Origin of the sequence: Mesorhizobium sp. WSM3866 (assembly GCF_002294795.1) — a bacterium.
Lineage (GTDB): Bacteria > Pseudomonadota > Alphaproteobacteria > Rhizobiales > Rhizobiaceae > Mesorhizobium.
In genome coordinates, this window is the sequence record NZ_NSGC01000021.1 from 18268 (window position 1) to 34672 (window position 16405).

Genomic DNA, 16405 nt, shown 5'->3' on the forward strand with positions numbered 1-16405 from the left:
AGGCTGGTCGATCGCATTTTCGCGAGTGGTTTAACGGGACCTACACCATCCGACCTCACGCGGCTTTAACCCCGATTGGGATAGCTTTGACCCCGAGGGGAATGGGACAGGTAACCGATGTTTGTTGAACGCGAAGCCTCCATTGGGGAGCCGACCTCGCAGGAGCGCCGCGACGCCCAGCAGAGCGACAAGCGCATCCTGGGCAACGTCGTGCAATGCGACGGTGCGCGCGCTACCATCAGCGCCTATGCCGAAGATGCCGAAGGCACGGTGACCGGCCTGTGGACCGTCGGCAAGATGATTTCCATCAACCTTGGCGCGACGCGAACCGTTGGCCTTGTCTATGCGATCGGCAAGTCTGACCGCGCCTGGAGCAATGAGGGTCAGAACGCAATCGAGGTCAGCATCGAGCTGATCGGCGAGGTGCGCGACGGCACCGAGCCCGGCGCCAAACCGGTCTTCGACCGCGGCATCACCACCTATCCGCATATCGGCGCGGTTGCCCACCGTATCCGCAGCCGCGACCTGCAGGCCGTCTACGATCTCGCCGGCCGCCATTCGATCACCATCGGCACACTGTCCCAGGACGAGGCGATCGCCGCCAACATCGCTGTCGACGACACGTTGGCGCGCCATTTCGCCATTGTCGGCACGACCGGCGTCGGCAAATCCACGGCTGTCTCGCTGCTGTTGCGCAAATCGATCGAGGCGCGGCCCGATCTGCGCGTGCTGATCCTCGACCCGCACAACGAGTTTGCCGCCTCGCTTCCGGAATACTGCGTGAAGGTTGATTCCAAGACGCTCGACCTGCCGTTCTGGATGTTCAGACTGGAAGAATTCGCCGAAGTTCTGTTTCGCGGTCGCGAGACCGTTCCGGAGGAAGTCGACGTCCTGCGCGACCTCATCCCGGCCGCCAAGAACCTCTATCGCAACCCGAGCTCCGGCTCGTATATCAGGCGCGGCAGCGATGCGCTGACGGCGGACACGCCGGTGCCTTACCGCATCGCCGATCTGCTCAAGCAGATCGACGAGCGCATGGGTCTGCTCGAAAGCAAGAACGATCGGCCGACACTGAAGTCGTTGAGGACGCGCATCGAATCGGCCGCTTCCGACCCGCGCTACCGTTTCATGTTCAATTCGCGGCTGATCGAGGACACCATCCACGAGACGATCGGCAACATCTTCCGCGTACCGAACCATGGACGTCCGGTGACCTGCTTCGAGATGGCGGGCATGCCGTCCGAAGTCGTCAATTCGGTCTGCTCGGTGCTGGCGCGCCTCGCCTTCGACCTTGCGCTCTGGAGCGAGGGCCGGCTGCGGCTGCTCCTGCTTTGCGAGGAAGCGCACCGCTACATGCCTGCCGATCCGCGTCTCGGCTTCGCGCCGACCAGGCACGCTTTGTCGCGCATCGCCAAGGAAGGCCGCAAATATGGCTGCTATCTCGGCGTTGTGACCCAGCGTCCAGGCGAGCTCGATCCGACCATCCTGTCGCAATGCTCGACTTTCTTCGCCATGCGGCTCGCCAACGAGCAGGACCAGGCGATCATCCGCTCGGCGATCGCCGATTCCTCGGCCTCGACGCTGGCGTTCCTGTCCTCCATGGGCCAGCGCGAAGCCATTGCCTTCGGCGAAGGCGTGGCGACGACCATGCGGCTCAAATTCGAGAAACTGTCCCAGGAATTCATTCCCGGCACAGCGAAGCGGGAGCAGGCCTTGCCCGCGGATTCCGGCGACGATGTCGATCTCGCCGGAATTGTCGAGCGTCTGCGCAACGTGCCGAAACCGCAGCAGTCGATAGCGTTCGCCGAAGCCGTCGATACCGGGCGCCAGGCTGGCGACCCCGACTACCGCAAGCCATCGGCGCCGCGCGTGCAACCGGACGACGATTTCGACATGCGTTACGGCCTGAGGCCCTCGACCTTCGGCATGCGCCAGCAGAACGACTAATCGTTCTGCATCTTCGCGCCGACTGAGTCCCGGGCTGAGTCGACTGAAGTCGCTTTCGAGAACCGGAGCGGACATATAGTCCGTGAGCACGCGCATGACCCCGAAAATCGAGAACGCTTTTCGGAAAGGATCATAGGAGACGCGCGGCGCGGTAGAAGCGCAGAACACGGCTCCAGGCGGCCAGCGTCAAGAATTTGATCATGGAATTTCAGGCGCAGACGCGGTTGCGGCCCTGCTTCTTCGCCTCGTAGAGCTGCCGGTCGGCGCGGCGATAGAAGTCCTCGGCACTCTCCTTGCGGTCCCAGACGGCGAGGCCGACGCTGGTGGTGACCTTCAGCCGCACATTGCCCGACATGATCGACAGGTTGGCGATCGCCTTGCGGATGCGCTCGGCGAACCGCGCGAGCAGTTCCGCATCCATGTTGGGCGTGACCACGGCGAACTCCTCGCCGCCCAGCCTCGCCACCACATCGTGATAGCGGGTCATGCCCCGTACGCACTGCGCGACGGACCGCAGAACCTCGTCGCCGACATCGTGGCCATGCGTGTCGTTGACCTGCTTGAAATGATCGAGATCGAGGATCATCAGGCCCACCGGCTTGTCGATGCGGCCGAACTCGTCGAGATATTCCCGCAACGCGTCATCGAAGTAGCGGCGGTTCTGCATTCCGGTCAGGCCGTCGGTGAGCGCTGCGTGCTCGAGCGTTTGCGAACGGGCGCTCAGCGACACCGTCATGGCGCGCAACTTGCCCTCTTCCCTCACCTGGCCGCGGATCAGCGGGTAGATGAAGAAGGTTCCAAAGAACAAGGCAGCAGCCAGCAGCGCACCGGTCACGAACAGCAATTTGTTGAGATAGGCGATTCTGTCGAGACGCGATGCGGTGTCGAGAGCGGTCGCGATATCCTGCAATTGGCCATAGGCGTGAAAGGTCACCAGGCCGGCGGCCAGGATCACAAAGATAAAGACGAAAAACGCCGATTCCGCCTTGTGAAAACGCATAACGCCCCGCGGTACTGCGACCGTCGCCGTTATGGCATGCCAGGCCTTACGGACGGTTAACCCGGACAACCGTGACGGGAAGCTGCGCTCACAATTCCAAGCCCTGATCAAATCGCATTCTATCAGTCCGCGATTGACCATTTCTCGCCCGGGCGTAACCTTTGCCACTCCGGCCCCAGTTGGTGTTTGAACCAGGTCGTCTGCCGCTTGGCATATTGGCGCGTCGCGATCTTGGCTCGCTCAATCGCTTGGGGAAAGCCCATGTGTCCGGCCATCGCGGCCTGCAGCTCGCGCACGCCGATCGCCTTCATCGCCGGCAGGTTCGGATCGAGGTCGAGTGCCATCAACTGCCTGACCTCGTCGAGCGCGCCCTTGTCGAGCATTTGATCGAAACGCGCCCGGATACGCGCCACCAGTTCGCCGCGATCCGGCTCGATCACCAGGAAGCGTGCGCTGTCGCGGTCGATGAGCGGCTGGCCGCGTGCCGCTTGCCATTCAAGGATCGACCGTCCCGACGCGTCGAGCACCTCCAGTGCCCGCACAATGCGCTGGCCATCGGTCGGCCGGAGCTGCATGGCGACAGCCGAATCCTGATGCATCAGTACACGGTGCAGCCGTTCTGCCCCTTGTTCCTTGAGTTCGTAGCGCCAGCGCTCACGCACCGAAGGCGGAATGTCGGGCATGTCCGAGATGCCTTCGGCTAAAGCTCGGAAATAGAGCCCGGTGCCGCCGACGAAGACAGCCGGCCGGCCGGAGAAAATACCTTCCGCGATCAGCCCGGTGACGTCGCGCAGCCAGGCGCCGGTCGAGTAGGCTGTCGAAGGATGCACGTGACCGTACAGATAATGCGGCACGCGCGCCGTTTCGGCCGCGCTCGGACGCGCCGTCAGCACGTCCAGAACCGAATAGCCCTGCATGGAATCGGTGTTGACGATCACGCCGCCCTTGCGCTCGGCGATGTCCAGCGCCAGCGCCGACTTGCCGCTGGCGGTCGGCCCCGCTATCAGGATGGCGTTTTTCACGCGGCCTTTGCCCGCCTGCCTGCCGGAATTTTCGATGCCTCTGATCGCCACGCTTGTGTCCAATCCCAAAGACCGCCGAGTGTCGGTCCCGCTTGCGAATATCGCCTCGCGAGCGGCAGGCGCAAGCGCCGTTCATTGGCTGGCCGAGGATGTCGCCTGCGATCTGGTTTTGCCGGAGACTCCCGACATCGGCGAATTGACGGCCAATCTGCGCGCGGCATTGGCCTCCGAGCCGGTCGACATCATCGTCCAGCCGGCTGAAGGCAGGAGGAAGAGGATCCTGCTTGCCGATATGGATTCGACCATGATCAATCAGGAATGCATCGACGAGCTTGCTGACGAGATCGGCGTCAAAGACCGTGTCGCTGCGATCACCGCGCGATCGATGAATGGCGAGATCGCATTCGAGCCGGCCTTGCGCGAACGCGTCGCCTTGCTGAAGGGCCTCGACACGGCGGTGGTCGACCGCATCCTCGCCAACCGGCTGACGCTGGCCGCCGGCGGCCGCGCGCTGGTGCAGACCATGCGTGCCAACGGCGCCTGGACGGCGCTGGTCTCAGGCGGCTTCGACGTCTTCACCAACCGCATCGCCGCAATGCTGGGCTTCCAGGAAAACCGCGCCAACCGGCTGATCGAGGACGGCGGCAGATTCACCGGCACGGTGGCCGCGCCTATTCTCGGCCGCGCCGCCAAGGCCGAGGCGCTGCTCGACATCGCGGCAAGGCTGGGCGTGACGACGCAGGATGCCGTTGCCGTGGGCGACGGCGCCAATGACCTCGACATGATCCGCCTGGCCGGCACTGGCGTCGCTCTTCACGCCAAGCCGGCGGTGGCTGAGCAGGCAAGGATCCGCATCGACCACGGCGATCTGACGGCGCTGCTCTACCTCCAGGGCTATCGCCAGGACGAGTTCGTGCAATGAAGCCGATCCGCACCGAGCGCCTCATCTTGCGCAATTGGGAAGAGCGCGACCGCGCGCTCTTCCATCGCATCAACTCGGACGAGCGCGTGATGGAATTTTTTCCGTTCCGCCGCGACCGGGCCGCGGCGGACGCAAAGATGGACGAGCTCCGCGCCTGGATTGATGAGGATGGCTACGGTTTCGCCGCCGCCGAGATTGCCGCCACCGGCGAGTGCATCGGCTTCGTCGGCCTCCTCCAAACCGATCATGTGCCTTCCCTGCCGGCCGGCACGATCGAGATCGGCTGGCGGCTGGCACCGGAATACTGGCGCAAGGGCTATGTCACCGAGGCATCCGAAGCCTGGCTCTCCTTCGGTTTCGAAACGCTGGAGCTGGACGAAATCGTCTCCTTTGCCGTCGTGGAAAACCATCGTTCGATCGCCGTCATGAAGCGGCTCGGCATGCGCGCCGACCCGGGCGCCGATTTCGACCATCCCGCCGTGCCGGACAGCCACCCTCATCTTAAGCGGCATGCGCTGTACCGGCTGTCGCGCGACGACTGGCAGGCGCGAAAAAGGGCGGCCCGCTAGCCGCCCATTCTTGCGAATCAACCCGTTCGGGCTCTCCGGAATCAGTCCATCCGGATCGTGACGAAGCGCAACTCGCCGGATTTCGAGGCGAGCATCAGCAGCGCGTTCTTGCGGCCCTGCTCTTTCAGCGCGCCGATCCGGTCCATGACATCCTTTGGCGTGCCGACCGATTCCTGCGCGATCTCGGTGATCACCTCGCCGGGCTGGATGCCGCGTTCGGCGGCGGCCGAATCCTTGGCGACGTCGGTGATGACCACGCCCGACACATCGGCCGCGATGCCGAATTTCTGTCTGGTCTGCTCGTTGAGCTCGCCAACGGTCATGCCGAGCACCGAAGCCGTCGACACAGGAGCCGCCTTGTCGCCCTTGTCCTCGCCGGTACTGCCGTTCTCGCCGCTGGCCAGCTTCTCGCCGTCCTCGAGCCGGCCGAGCGTCACCTTCACTGTCTGCTCGACGCCCTTGCGCACGATGACGACGTCGACGGCCTTGCCGACCGGGCTTTCGGCGACGACGCGCGGCAGGTCGCGCATTTCGTGGATGTCCTTGCCGTCGAATTTGATGATGACGTCGCCGGCTTGAACCGTGCCGTTGTCGACCGGTCCGCCCTTGATGACACCGGCCACCAGCGCGCCCTTGGCCGTCGCCATGCCGAGGCTTTCGGCGATGTCGTCCGTCACTGGCTGGATGCGCACGCCAAGCCAGCCGCGCCGCGTTTCGCCGAACTGGCGAAGCTGGTCGACGACACCCGCGGCGAGTTGCGAGGGAATGGAAAAGCCGATGCCGATCGAGCCGCCGGACGGCGAGATGATCGCCGTGTTGATACCGATGACCTCGCCACTGCTGTTGAACAGCGGACCGCCGGAATTGCCGCGATTGATGGCGGCGTCGGTCTGGATGAAGTCGTCATAGGGGCCGGAATTGATGTCGCGGTTGCGCGCCGAGACGATGCCGACCGTGACCGTGCCTCCAAGACCGAACGGATTGCCGATCGCCATCACCCAGTCGCCGACGCGCATCTTGGTGGAATCGCCGAACTTCACCGCCGTCAATTTGTGGCCCTTCGGATCGACCTTCAGCAACGCGACGTCGGTCTTTGTATCGGTGCCGACAAGCGTCGCCTTCAGCGTCACGCCGTCGGAGAAATTGACCTCGATGTCGTCGGCATCGGCGATGACGTGATTGTTGGTCACCACGATGCCCTGCTCGGCATCGATGACGAAGCCGGAGCCAAGCGACTGCACCTTCTGCCCACCGCCCTTGTCGCCGCCGCGGTTCTTGAAGAAGTCATCGAAAAAATCCTGGAAGGGCGAGCCTTCCGGAAGCTGCGGCATCGGCACCGCACCGGGGCCTTCCGTGCCTTTGACGGTTTGCGAGGTCGAGATGTTGACCACCGCGCCGAGCAGGCGTTCGGCAAGGTCGGCGACGGAAGGCGGCGCGTCGGAAGCGATCGTGGGCGTGACGAAGGACGGGACGGCAACTATGCCGACGACGAATGCGGTGGCGCCGGCGAAAAACCTGCGCCGCGCCGCGCGCAACAGGGTGTCGGATATCATCGTGGCCTCCCGGCGTTTTGAAAAAGAAAGGCGCTTCCGCAAAGGCGCCCGTCAATTCATGTTGGCAAGAAATAAGGCACGTTTGCGGCTATAGCTATCGGCGGAAGATAAATCGTCAATCGCCTCGGCACCAAGGAATTTCATCAGCCGCGAACCAGCCAGACGATGGCGACGCCGAGGGCGATTGCAGCCAATCCGGCGATCCGCAGCACATTCTCCGGCAACGACAGCACCTCCGCCGCCAGTCTCCTGGCCAGAGCCGGAAACCCGCCATAGACCAGGCCCTCGATGACGAGGACCAGGCCGATGGCCGCGAGGAAATCCTGCACCGTCCGCTACTGGGCGCTGCCGGGTTGCGTGGCCGGGGCTGCCGGCGTCGCGGGCGCGGGCTGCGATGCCGCCGGCTGTCCGGGCTCGGGCTTGCTTTCCGGATCGCGGAAGAAACGGAAGAACTCGGAGTCGGGCGACAGCACCATGGTGGTTCCGGTGCTGTCCAAGGCTGTGCCGTAAGCATTCATCGAGCGATAGAAATCGAAGAAGCCCGGGTCCCGCTTATAGGCTTCAGCAAAGGTGGCGCTGCGCTGCGCCTCGCCCTCGCCGCGCAGGATCTCCGATTCTTTCTGCGCCTCGGCGATGATCTCGACGACCTCGCGGTCGGCCCTGGCTTTGATACGCTGCGCCGCCTCGTTGCCGCGGGCTCTCAGCCGCTCGGCTTCCGCCAGGCGTTCGGCTTTCATGCGATCGTAGGTCTGCTGCGATACTTCGGCGGTCAGATCCGTCCGGCGGATGCGCACATCTTCGATGTCGAGGCCGAGCGACGTCGCGTCCGGACGCAGTTGGTCACGCACCTCGCGCATCATGACGCCGCGTTCTTCGGAAAGTGCCGCCTCGAAATCGCGCAGACCATAGACGCGGCGCAGCGCCGCATCGAGACGCGTCTTCAGCCGGGCTTCGGCGAGTTCCACCTGCCCCGATACCGCCGCGCGGAACGTGCGCGGATCCGAAATGCGGTAGGCGATGAAGGCATCGACCTCGTAGAACTTGCCGCCGGAGACCTGAACGCGGATATTGTCGAGGTCGAAGCGCATGACTTTTTTCTCGATCGTCTGAACGCTGTCGGCATCGAAGAAGGCGAATGGCGCCTTGAAATAGATGCCCGGCTCGGTCTTGACGTCGATGATCTCGCCGAACCTCAGCACGATTGCCTGCTCGCCCGCCTTGACGACGAACACCGACGAATAGAGCAGAAACAGAAGGACGGCCGCGATGACCGCGATGATGGGAAGACGGTTGGCCATCACTGGTTACCTCCCAGCGCAGGCGCGGGCGGCGCCTTGGGCTGCAGTGCCGGCAGCGGCAGATAAGGAAGCACACCCTGCCCGTTGCCCTGCTCGACGACGACCTTGTTCGAGTCCTTCAGGATCCTCTCCATTGTTTCCAGGTAAAGGCGCTTGCGCGTCACGTCGGGCGCCTTGGCGTATTCGTTGTAAACGGAGATGAAGCGCTGCGCCTCACCTTCGGCTTCCTGCACGACCCGGTTCTTGTAGGCGGCGGCATCTTCGCGGATCTGGGCCGCCTCGCCGCGCGCCTGGCCGAGCTTCTGGTTGGAATATTGATTGGCCTGCTCGACGAACTTGTCCTCGTCCTGCTCGGCGCGCTGCACCTCGTCGAAAGCATCGGCGACCTCGCGCGGCGGGGCGGCGTCCTCGATGGAGATTGCGTTGACTTGCAGACCCGTCTTGTAACCGTCGAGCGTGTTTTGGATGATCTCACGCACCGATGTGGCAATACCCTGGCGATCGTCGCGGAAAATATCCTGCGCGGGGCGCCGGCCGACGACCTCGCGCATGGCGCTTTCTGCCACCTGCGTCAGCATGCCGTCGGGATCTGAGACGTCGAAAAGATAGGCCCTTGGATCGGAAACCTGGTAGGCGACCGAGAACTGCACATTGACGATGTTCTGGTCGCCGGAGAGCATCAGCCCGGAGCCGCTGCTCGCCCCGCCGCCGATGCTGACGAGCTGCTCGGAAATCTTTGCCGTTTCGACCGTTTCGATCGGCCACCAGTGGAAATGCAGGCCTGGCTGCGAGAGCTCGGCCTTCGGCTTGCCGAAGCGCAATTCGACCGCGACCTCGTCAGGTTGCACGGTATAGATGGCCTTGAAAGCCCAAAGCACGACAAGCGCGAGCGCGATCAGCCCGAGGACGGCCGGGCTGGCGCCGCCGCCTCCCGGAAGAGCGCGCCGCAGCCTGTCCTGGCCACGGCGAATAATGTCCTCGAGATCGGGAGGCGAACCGGGCGGGCCGCTTGGGCCTTTCGGTCCCTGCCCCCAGGGCCCCTGATTGCCGCCGCCGCCCCATGGGCCGCCGCCACCGCTCTTGTCGTTCCAGGGCATGAATGTCCTTTCGCTTCGGTTCCCTCAGGCCTTGCGGCGCGATCCTAGCGCATGACCTCGAAAACCGATATCGGTTTTCCGAAAGGAATCATGCGCCAAATCAAAGTTTTACGGCGACCTTCTTGCGCGTCCGGTTGGAAGCGTGGCGCTGTACCCTCGTTCTTCTATAGGGACGCCGTGACGCGCTTTCAACGCGATCCGCTGCGCGCGCCTGCGATTTGAGCCGTCAGCGACCCTTTGTCCTCGTCAGTGACCGTCGCCGCGGCGCTCGTAAACGGTATAGCGTGTCGCGTGGCTGTCCTTTTCGCCCGCCGGAAAATCCTCGGATCGGACGATCCGCCAGATCGCGGGGTCGATCGGCGGAAAATGAGCGTCGCCATCGACCGCGGCCAGCACATGGGTGACGTGGAGACGATCGGCCAGCGGCAGGGCCTGGGCATAGATCTCGCCGCCGCCGACGACGCAGATCTCCTCGGCACCTGCCGTGCAGCGGCCGCGCACGTTGGCCAGCGTGATCGCCTCGTCGAGCGAATGGGCGACTTCGGTGCCCTCGGATCGCCAGTCTCTGGCTCGCGTCACCACGATGTTGAGCCTGCCGGGCAGCGGCCGGCCGATACCCTCATAGGTCTTGCGGCCCATGATGATCGGCTTGCCCATCGTGTCGGCCTTGAAGCGTTTCAGGTCGCTGGAAAGCCGCCACGGCAGCCCGCCTTCGCGTCCGATCACGCCGTTCTCGGCAATGGCGACGTAGATCGCGATGTCCATCAGCCGCCGTTCCCACTATTGTCCGACGGCTCAAGCAGCAAGATGCCAATATCGTGCTCCGGATAAAAATCCTTGGCCGTCATCTCGAACGTCGTCGGACCGACCTTGCGGACATTGTCGCCGCAGAAGGAGACCAGATTCTTTGGGCTGCCCTTGTCGATGGTAAGCTTGAAGTTGCCGATACTGCCGGACGCCCAGTTGCCGCCGGTGGTCAGGACATAGGCGATGCGGCTCTCGAAATATTTGGGATAGCCGTCGGGATTTTCGTTCGCTGCCTTGCGCACAGCGTTCTCGAACGCGCCGTCCATGCAGTAGCGGGTCTTGTAAGTGTCGTACTGCCCCTGGAACTTGCCGTCGTAATAGAAGCTGACCGATGACGTGCCGCCGACGCTCGGCTTGTAGCGGTGCGAGACATGGACTTGCTTGTTGGCCGGGAAGGTGGAGCGCCACCAATAGGTCGAGCGCAATTGCCAGAACGGCGCGTAGGCGGTTTGCATGCCCGAACCGTTATCGGCGGTGTCTTCGATGACGATGCCGCGATCTTCCCAATCCTCCGCGACGTCCTTGGGCAGCTTTGCCAGCGCCGCCTTGGCGGCGTCGCCGAACGGATAGAGCGGCACGTCGTGCGCCTTGAGTTCGTCGGTGATGTCGATGCCCATCGCGAACGCCTTTTGTTCGAGCTGCGGGTTGGCGTCGACGCCGTCGACCGTCACCTCGAAGCCGAGGAAATTGTCGCTCTGCGCTTCCGGGATCGCCGGAACCTCATTCGGGTCGCCTTCGATGTCCGGCATTGGGAAGGCGACGATCGCGCTGACGTCCTTGTCGGTATTGTTGCGGAAAGCGTAGTCGACGGTCACCTTTTCCGGCGAGATGAAGAGATCCTCGCTTTCCATGGCAACCGCATCGCTGCGCGACAGGATCAGCCCGCCGGTGCCAAGCTCGGCAACGGAATCGTTGGCGAAGGCAGGTGCAACCGAGAATGCCAGCGCTGCGGTCAGGATAGTGCGTAACATGGCTCCCCTCTCGACGGCATGACCGAGATCATGCGGATGCGCTTCTAGAGCAATTCCAGGAGAAGTAGCTAGAGGTGTTCAGCGTTTCTGCCAACAGATCGAGTTTTGCGTTCCCGCATGCCTGCCTGTCCCCGTCTGGACACCGGCCGCCCGATCGGGCAGGAGGACGCCTATGCGCAAGCTTCTCGTCATCGGCATCGGCACCGGCAATCCCGACCACCTGACCGTACAGGCCATCAACGGCCTGAACCGGGCCGACGTGCTGTTCGTTCCCGACAAAGGCGCGAGGAAGAACGACCTCGCGGAACTCCGTCGGCAGATCTGCGACCGCTTCGTCACAAACCCGAAGTCGCGCCGCGTCGAATTCGACGTCCCGGTTCGGGCCGAGCCGACATCGTCCTATCGCGTGACCGTCGACGACTGGCACGAGGCGATCGCCGAAATCTATGAAGGGCTGATCGGCAACGAGCTTGCCGAGGACGGCTGCGGCGCATTCCTGATCTGGGGCGACCCCTCGCTCTACGACAGCGCGCTGCGCATACTGGAGCGCGTGCGCCTGAGGGGCAATGTCGGTTTCGAGCTGGAGGTCATTCCGGGCATCACCGCGATCCAGGCGCTGGCCGCCTCCCATGCCACTGCGCTCAACCGCATCGGCGATCCGATCCTGGTCACCACCGGCCGCCGGCTGACTGAGGAAGGCCTGCCCGCGAATGCCGGAAGCACCGTTGTCATGCTGGACGGCAAGTGCGCCTTCAACACACTGGTCGACCAAGATGTTTTCATTCAGTGGGGCGCTTATCTCGGCACGGCGGACGAGATCATCCTTTCCGGCCGCCTCGGCGATGTCGGCGCCGAAATCGAGAAGGTCCGAGAGGAAGCTCGGCGCAAAAAGGGCTGGATCATGGACACCTATTTGCTCCGCAAGCCCGGGGAGCCGGAGGAATAGGCCCCTTACAGGCCCAATCAACCGGCGTCGATCTCGGCCTGCAACGCCTGCATATGGACGGCCGCCGCTGAAGCCGCCGCGCGCTCGATCGCTCTGAAACGGCTGACGACGGCGAGACCCACGGCGGTCAATTGCGCGCCGCCGCCTTTTCGGCCGCCGGTCTGCGCCGCCACCAGCGGCTTGCCGAACACCCGGTTCATGTCCTCGACCAGGTCCCAGGCATGCTTGTAGGACATCTCCATGCCGCGCGCCGCGGCCGAAATCGAGCCGAAAGCGGCGATCTGCTCCAACAATTCGATCTTGCCCGGACCAATTCGTCCGTCAGGGTCGAGATTTATCCGCAGGCTCAGCGATGGCATCCTTTGTCCTCTGCGATCATGTCGAGATTACCCTCTCCGCCGCCACATCGCTATTCCAAACCAACATAGCGATATTGCCCTTCGTCAACCATCGGCCTCCACCGGCAGCCCAGCACCTGTCGTCGCGCTGTCAAAGCTCACCGTCTTGATCACCGCGAAGACCTCGCGGCCGAGCGCGAGCCGAAGGCTCTGCTTCGACTGTTTGGTGACGCGCGCCAGCACCGTTGCTCCGTTGCAGTCGATGGCGATCTCCACCGTAGGCCCGACGCCCGGCCTGACTGCGGCGATTTTGCCCGGCAGTATGTTGAGCGCGCTAAGACCCGACGGCTGTTCGGTCGCGATCATGACATCGCGGGCGCGGATGCGGAGCCGCACCAGAGCTCCCGCCGGGCGTGAAACGCGCGGCACGCGGATCTCGCCGGCCGGCGAGCCGAGCACAGTCATGCCGAAAGCCTCGTCGTGACGCAAAACCCTGGTGTCGAGCACCGCGCCGCCCTCGCCGCGCTCCTCCGCCGGCAAGAGGTCGAGCCGCTGCATGATCGCCTCGGTCGGGCCGAAAGCCGCGATCTTGCCTTGGGACAGCACCGCCACGTCGGTCGCCAGCCGCGCCACCTCGGCGACGGAATGGCTGACATAGGCGATCGGGATCTTCGTCTCATCGCGCAGCCGCTCGATATAGGGCAGGATTTCGGCCTTTCGCGCCTCGTCGAGCGAGGCGAGAGGCTCGTCCATCAAAAGCAGTTTCGGGCTGGCAAGGAGCGCGCGGCCGATCGCCACGCGCTGCTTTTCACCACCCGACAATTTCGCCGGCCGCCGGTCGAGCAGGGGACCGATGCCAAGAAGTTCGACCACCGCATCCATACTGGCGTAGCGCTCGGCAACCGGCGTGAACCAGCGGCCATAGCGCAGATTGCCGGCGACGCTCAAATGCGGGAAGAGCCGCGCATCCTGGAACACCATGCCGATCCGTCGCTTGTGCATCGGCACGAAGATGCCGGCGGCGGTGTCGACCAGCACGCGCCCGTCCACCGCGATCCGCCCTTTCCGCGGCCGGATCAGCCCGGCGATCACATTGATCAGCGTCGACTTGCCTGAGCCCGAAGGCCCGAACAGCGCCGTCAGCCGGCCGGCGCTTTCGAAACTCGCCTCGATGGCGAAATCGCCGAGACGATGACTGACGTCCACCGAGAGCGTCATTCGATGTCCATCCGCTGGCCGATCCGGCGCGCCAGAACCTCGGAGGCCACCAGCGCCACCATCGAGATGACGATCGAAATCAGCGTCAGGCGCAGCGCTCCGGGATCGCCGCCCGGCACCTGCGTGAAGGTGTAGATCGCCGAGGGCAGCGTCTGCGTCTCGTTGGGAATGTTGGAGACGAAAGTAATGGTCGCGCCGAACTCGCCCATCGCCTTGGCGAAGGACAGGATCGCGCCGGCGATCAGGCCGGGCAGGATCAGCGGCAGCGTGATTGTGGCAAACACCCAGATCGGGTTGGCGCCGAGCGTGCCGGCGGCCGCCTCCATCTTGCGGTCGACCGCCTCGATCGACAGCCGGATCGCCCGCACCATCAGCGGAAACCCCATCACCCCGCAGGCAAGTGCTGCCCCCGTCCAGCGGAAGGAAAAAACGATGCCGAAATGCTCGGCGAGGAAGGCGCCGGCGGGCCCGCGCCGGCCGAAGGTGAGCAGCAGCAGATAACCGGTCACCACCGGCGGCAGGATCAACGGCAAATGCACCAGCCCGTTGAGCAAGGTCTTGCCCCAGAACCGCCCCCGGGCCAGGACCAGCGCGATCAGGATGCCGGGCGGCAGGCTGGCGATCATCGCCACAGTCGCCACCTTGATCGACAGCCGGACCGCATTCCATTCGTCGGGAGTGAGGTCCAGCAGCCAGTTCATTTGCGGTGTTAGGTCTTTCTCAGTTGCTCGGCGCGAGCACCGTAAAACCCTGTTCCTTGAAGAGCGCGGCGGCCTTGGCTGACTCGACGCATTTCAGGAAGGCAGCCGTATCCTTGTCCTTCGAATCCGCGGTCTGGGCAATCGGGTAGATGATCGGCGGGTGCGAATCCTCGGGGAAGGTGCCGACGACCTTGACGCCCTTTTCGGCATGGGCGTCGGTGGCGTAGACGATGCCGAGCGCGGCCTCGCCCGTCGACACCAGCTTGAGCGCGGCGCGGACATTCTCGGCCTGCGCGACCTTGCCTTCGACGGAGGACCAGACGCCCAGCCATTCCAGCGCCGCCTTGCCGTATTTGCCGGCGGGCACCGCCTTGAAATCCCCCATGGCGAGCCGACCGTCGCGGATGAGCCCGGCGAGATCGAAGCCCTTCTCGACCTTCGCCTCGACCTTGGAATCTTGCGGCGCCACGAGCACGATCTGGTTGCCGAGCAGCTTCACCTCGGTGTCGGGCCTGGTCAGCTTCTTGTCAGACAGATACTTCATCCAGTCGAGGTCTGCCGAGACGAAGACATCGGCTGGCGCGCCGCCCTCGATCTGCTTGGCCAGCGCCGAGCTTGCCGCATAGGAAATCGTGGCCGCTTCGCCGACCTCGGGCTCGCAGGCCTTGTTGACCACATCGAGCGCGTCCTTGAGGCTGGCCGCGGCGAACACGATCACCTTGTCGTCGGCGTGGGCTGCCGGCACAGCCGCCATCAACGCTGCCGTCAGTCCGCCAATGGCCATCGCCTTCAATCCAAAACCCTTGCCCGTCATGAAACCTCGCCCTCTTCTGAAAATCCGTTCGGTTCGAGCCCTGATTCGATATATCCGGATGAACATAACAAGAAAAGGACTTTTAGGCTCCGCGCCGTTGTACGTCAGGATCCCACCAGCACACGGTGAAGTCCGTTCGATACAGCGAGGCATAGGCAGATGTAGATCAGCGCCGGCAATGTCCTAAAGGCCAAGGTCACGGAAATCGTCGAGGGATCGACCACCTCGCATGCCAGGATAGCTATCGGCGGCGGCGTCCTCGACACGGCTTCGATCCCCAACGAAGCGGTTGCCGATCTGCGACTGGGCAAGTAGGGCCTATGAAGTGATCAAGGCCTCCGACGTCATCGTCGGGACTGGCTGACGGCTTGAGCGCTGGCAGCGCTCAAAGCGGGCCTTATACCGCGATCGGCGCCTTGATATTGGCGTCCGCAAAATAGTTCTCGAGGCGGAAATCCTCGAAGCGGAAGGCAAAAAGATCCTTCACATCCGGGTTGATCCACATCGTCGGCAGCGACTTCGGCGTGCGCCGCATCTGCTCGCGCGCCTGCTCGAAATGGTTCGAGTAAAGATGCGCATCGCCGAGCGTGTGGACGAAATCGCCAGGCTTCAGGCCGGTGACCTGCGCCACCATCAGGGTCAGCAGGGCGTAGGATGCGATGTTGAATGGCACGCCCAGGAAAATGTCGGCCGAGCGCTGGTAGAGGTGGCAGGAGAGCCGGCCTTCCGAAACGTAGAACTGGAACAGGCAATGGCAGGGCGGCAGCGCCATCGCCTCCACTTGGGCCGGATTCCAGGCTGAGACGATCAGCCGGCGCGAATTGGGATTCTTGCGTACCTCCTTGAGAAGGGCGGCGATCTGGTCGATCTCGCCGCCGTGCCCATCCGGCCATGAGCGCCACTGCTTGCCGTAGACAGGGCCGAGATCGCCGTTCTCGTCGGCCCATTCGTCCCAGATGGTGACGCCGTTGTCGTTGAGATATTTGATGTTGGTGTCGCCGGCCAGGAACCACAGCAACTCGTGGATGATCGACTTCAGATGCAGCTTCTTGGTGGTGGTAACCGGGAAGCCGCGCGAAAGGTCGAAGCGCATTTGGTAGCCGAACACCGACCGCGTGCCGGTACCGGTGCGGTCGCCGCGATCGGCGCCGTTCTCCAGCACATGCTTCAACAGGTCGAGATATTGGCGCATCGGCTCGGCC

At 63.7% G+C, this 16405-nt stretch carries 17 protein-coding genes and 1 pseudogene; 5 read left to right on the forward strand and 13 right to left on the reverse strand.

Going from position 1 to position 16405, the window contains the following annotated elements; translation table 11 throughout:
* The first annotated feature begins 117 nt into the window (after positions 1–117).
* The gene (locus tag CK222_RS28840) at positions 118–1947 is read left to right on the forward strand and encodes an ATP-binding protein (protein WP_095802668.1); all 1830 of its coding nucleotides are present in this window, start codon (positions 118–120) and stop codon (positions 1945–1947) included.
* 208 nt (positions 1948–2155) lie between these two features.
* Here the strand turns inward: CK222_RS28840 and CK222_RS28845 are convergent, their stop codons facing one another.
* Together CK222_RS28845 and miaA are read right to left on the reverse strand one after the other, a co-directional pair.
* Positions 2156–2947 carry a GGDEF domain-containing protein gene (locus CK222_RS28845; RefSeq protein WP_066990920.1) on the reverse strand — a complete coding sequence of 264 codons (792 nt, stop codon included), beginning with the start codon at positions 2945–2947 and terminating at the stop codon, positions 2156–2158.
* Between the two features lie 122 nt (positions 2948–3069).
* Complete coding sequence (gene miaA / locus CK222_RS28850) at positions 3070–4014, reverse strand: tRNA (adenosine(37)-N6)-dimethylallyltransferase MiaA (RefSeq protein WP_067323353.1); 945 nt, start codon at positions 4012–4014, stop codon at positions 3070–3072.
* Here miaA and serB point away from each other — a divergent pair.
* Together serB and CK222_RS28860 are read left to right on the forward strand one after the other, a co-directional pair.
* Complete coding sequence (serB, locus tag CK222_RS28855; RefSeq protein ID WP_095802669.1) at positions 4004–4891, forward strand: phosphoserine phosphatase SerB; 888 nt, start codon at positions 4004–4006, stop codon at positions 4889–4891. The genes miaA and serB overlap by 11 nt on opposite strands.
* Entirely contained in the window at positions 4888–5460 is a 573-nt protein-coding gene (locus tag CK222_RS28860) for a GNAT family N-acetyltransferase (RefSeq protein ID WP_095802670.1), read from the forward strand. Before serB ends, CK222_RS28860 begins: the two co-directional genes overlap by 4 nt.
* Positions 5461–5501: 41 nt before the next feature.
* Here CK222_RS28860 and CK222_RS28865 read toward each other — a convergent pair whose 3' ends face one another.
* The 6 genes from CK222_RS28865 to CK222_RS28890 form a co-directional block, all read right to left on the reverse strand.
* The gene (locus CK222_RS28865; protein WP_067323217.1) at positions 5502–7013 is read right to left on the reverse strand and encodes a DegQ family serine endoprotease; all 1512 of its coding nucleotides are present in this window, start codon (positions 7011–7013) and stop codon (positions 5502–5504) included.
* A gap of 143 nt (positions 7014–7156) precedes the next feature.
* The gene (locus tag CK222_RS28870; RefSeq protein ID WP_095802671.1) at positions 7157–7342 is read right to left on the reverse strand and encodes a DUF2065 family protein; all 186 of its coding nucleotides are present in this window, start codon (positions 7340–7342) and stop codon (positions 7157–7159) included.
* A gap of 6 nt (positions 7343–7348) precedes the next feature.
* Positions 7349–8311, reverse strand: a complete 963-nt coding sequence (locus tag CK222_RS28875) for a protease modulator HflC (protein ID WP_095779003.1) — start codon at positions 8309–8311, stop codon at positions 7349–7351.
* Positions 8311–9408 (reverse strand): FtsH protease activity modulator HflK, encoded by a 1098-nt coding sequence (gene hflK, locus CK222_RS28880; protein ID WP_066990906.1) that lies wholly within the window; start codon positions 9406–9408, stop codon positions 8311–8313. Before hflK ends, CK222_RS28875 begins: the two co-directional genes overlap by 1 nt.
* Positions 9409–9654: 246 nt before the next feature.
* Positions 9655–10173 carry a dihydrofolate reductase gene (locus tag CK222_RS28885; protein WP_095802672.1) on the reverse strand — a complete coding sequence of 173 codons (519 nt, stop codon included), beginning with the start codon at positions 10171–10173 and terminating at the stop codon, positions 9655–9657.
* The gene (locus tag CK222_RS28890) at positions 10173–11186 is read right to left on the reverse strand and encodes a DUF4424 domain-containing protein (RefSeq protein ID WP_095802673.1); all 1014 of its coding nucleotides are present in this window, start codon (positions 11184–11186) and stop codon (positions 10173–10175) included. Before CK222_RS28890 ends, CK222_RS28885 begins: the two co-directional genes overlap by 1 nt.
* A gap of 172 nt (positions 11187–11358) precedes the next feature.
* Here CK222_RS28890 and cobF point away from each other — a divergent pair, with 172 nt between their 5' ends.
* Entirely contained in the window at positions 11359–12132 is a 774-nt protein-coding gene (gene cobF / locus CK222_RS28895; protein ID WP_095802674.1) for a precorrin-6A synthase (deacetylating), read from the forward strand.
* Between the two features lie 17 nt (positions 12133–12149).
* Here cobF and CK222_RS28900 read toward each other — a convergent pair whose 3' ends face one another.
* From CK222_RS28900 to modA, 4 genes are all read right to left on the reverse strand, one after another.
* Entirely contained in the window at positions 12150–12491 is a 342-nt protein-coding gene (locus CK222_RS28900) for a winged helix-turn-helix domain-containing protein (RefSeq protein ID WP_066990897.1), read from the reverse strand.
* 84 nt (positions 12492–12575) lie between these two features.
* Positions 12576–13688, reverse strand: coding sequence for a molybdenum ABC transporter ATP-binding protein (modC, locus tag CK222_RS28905; RefSeq protein ID WP_067323206.1), 1113 nt, complete (start codon positions 13686–13688; stop codon positions 12576–12578).
* Positions 13685–14389 carry a molybdate ABC transporter permease subunit gene (gene modB / locus CK222_RS28910; RefSeq protein ID WP_067323203.1) on the reverse strand — a complete coding sequence of 235 codons (705 nt, stop codon included), beginning with the start codon at positions 14387–14389 and terminating at the stop codon, positions 13685–13687. The genes modC and modB overlap by 4 nt, the downstream gene beginning before the upstream one ends.
* 19 nt (positions 14390–14408) lie before the next feature.
* Positions 14409–15203, reverse strand: coding sequence for a molybdate ABC transporter substrate-binding protein (gene modA / locus CK222_RS28915; RefSeq protein ID WP_095802675.1), 795 nt, complete (start codon positions 15201–15203; stop codon positions 14409–14411).
* A gap of 165 nt (positions 15204–15368) precedes the next feature.
* Here modA and CK222_RS28920 point away from each other — a divergent pair.
* A pseudogene (locus tag CK222_RS28920) lies at positions 15369–15567 on the forward strand (TOBE domain-containing protein).
* A gap of 33 nt (positions 15568–15600) precedes the next feature.
* Here the strand turns inward: CK222_RS28920 and CK222_RS28925 are convergent.
* Positions 15601–16395, reverse strand: a complete 795-nt coding sequence (locus tag CK222_RS28925) for a thymidylate synthase (RefSeq protein ID WP_067323197.1) — start codon at positions 16393–16395, stop codon at positions 15601–15603.
* Positions 16396–16405 lie beyond the last annotated feature (10 nt).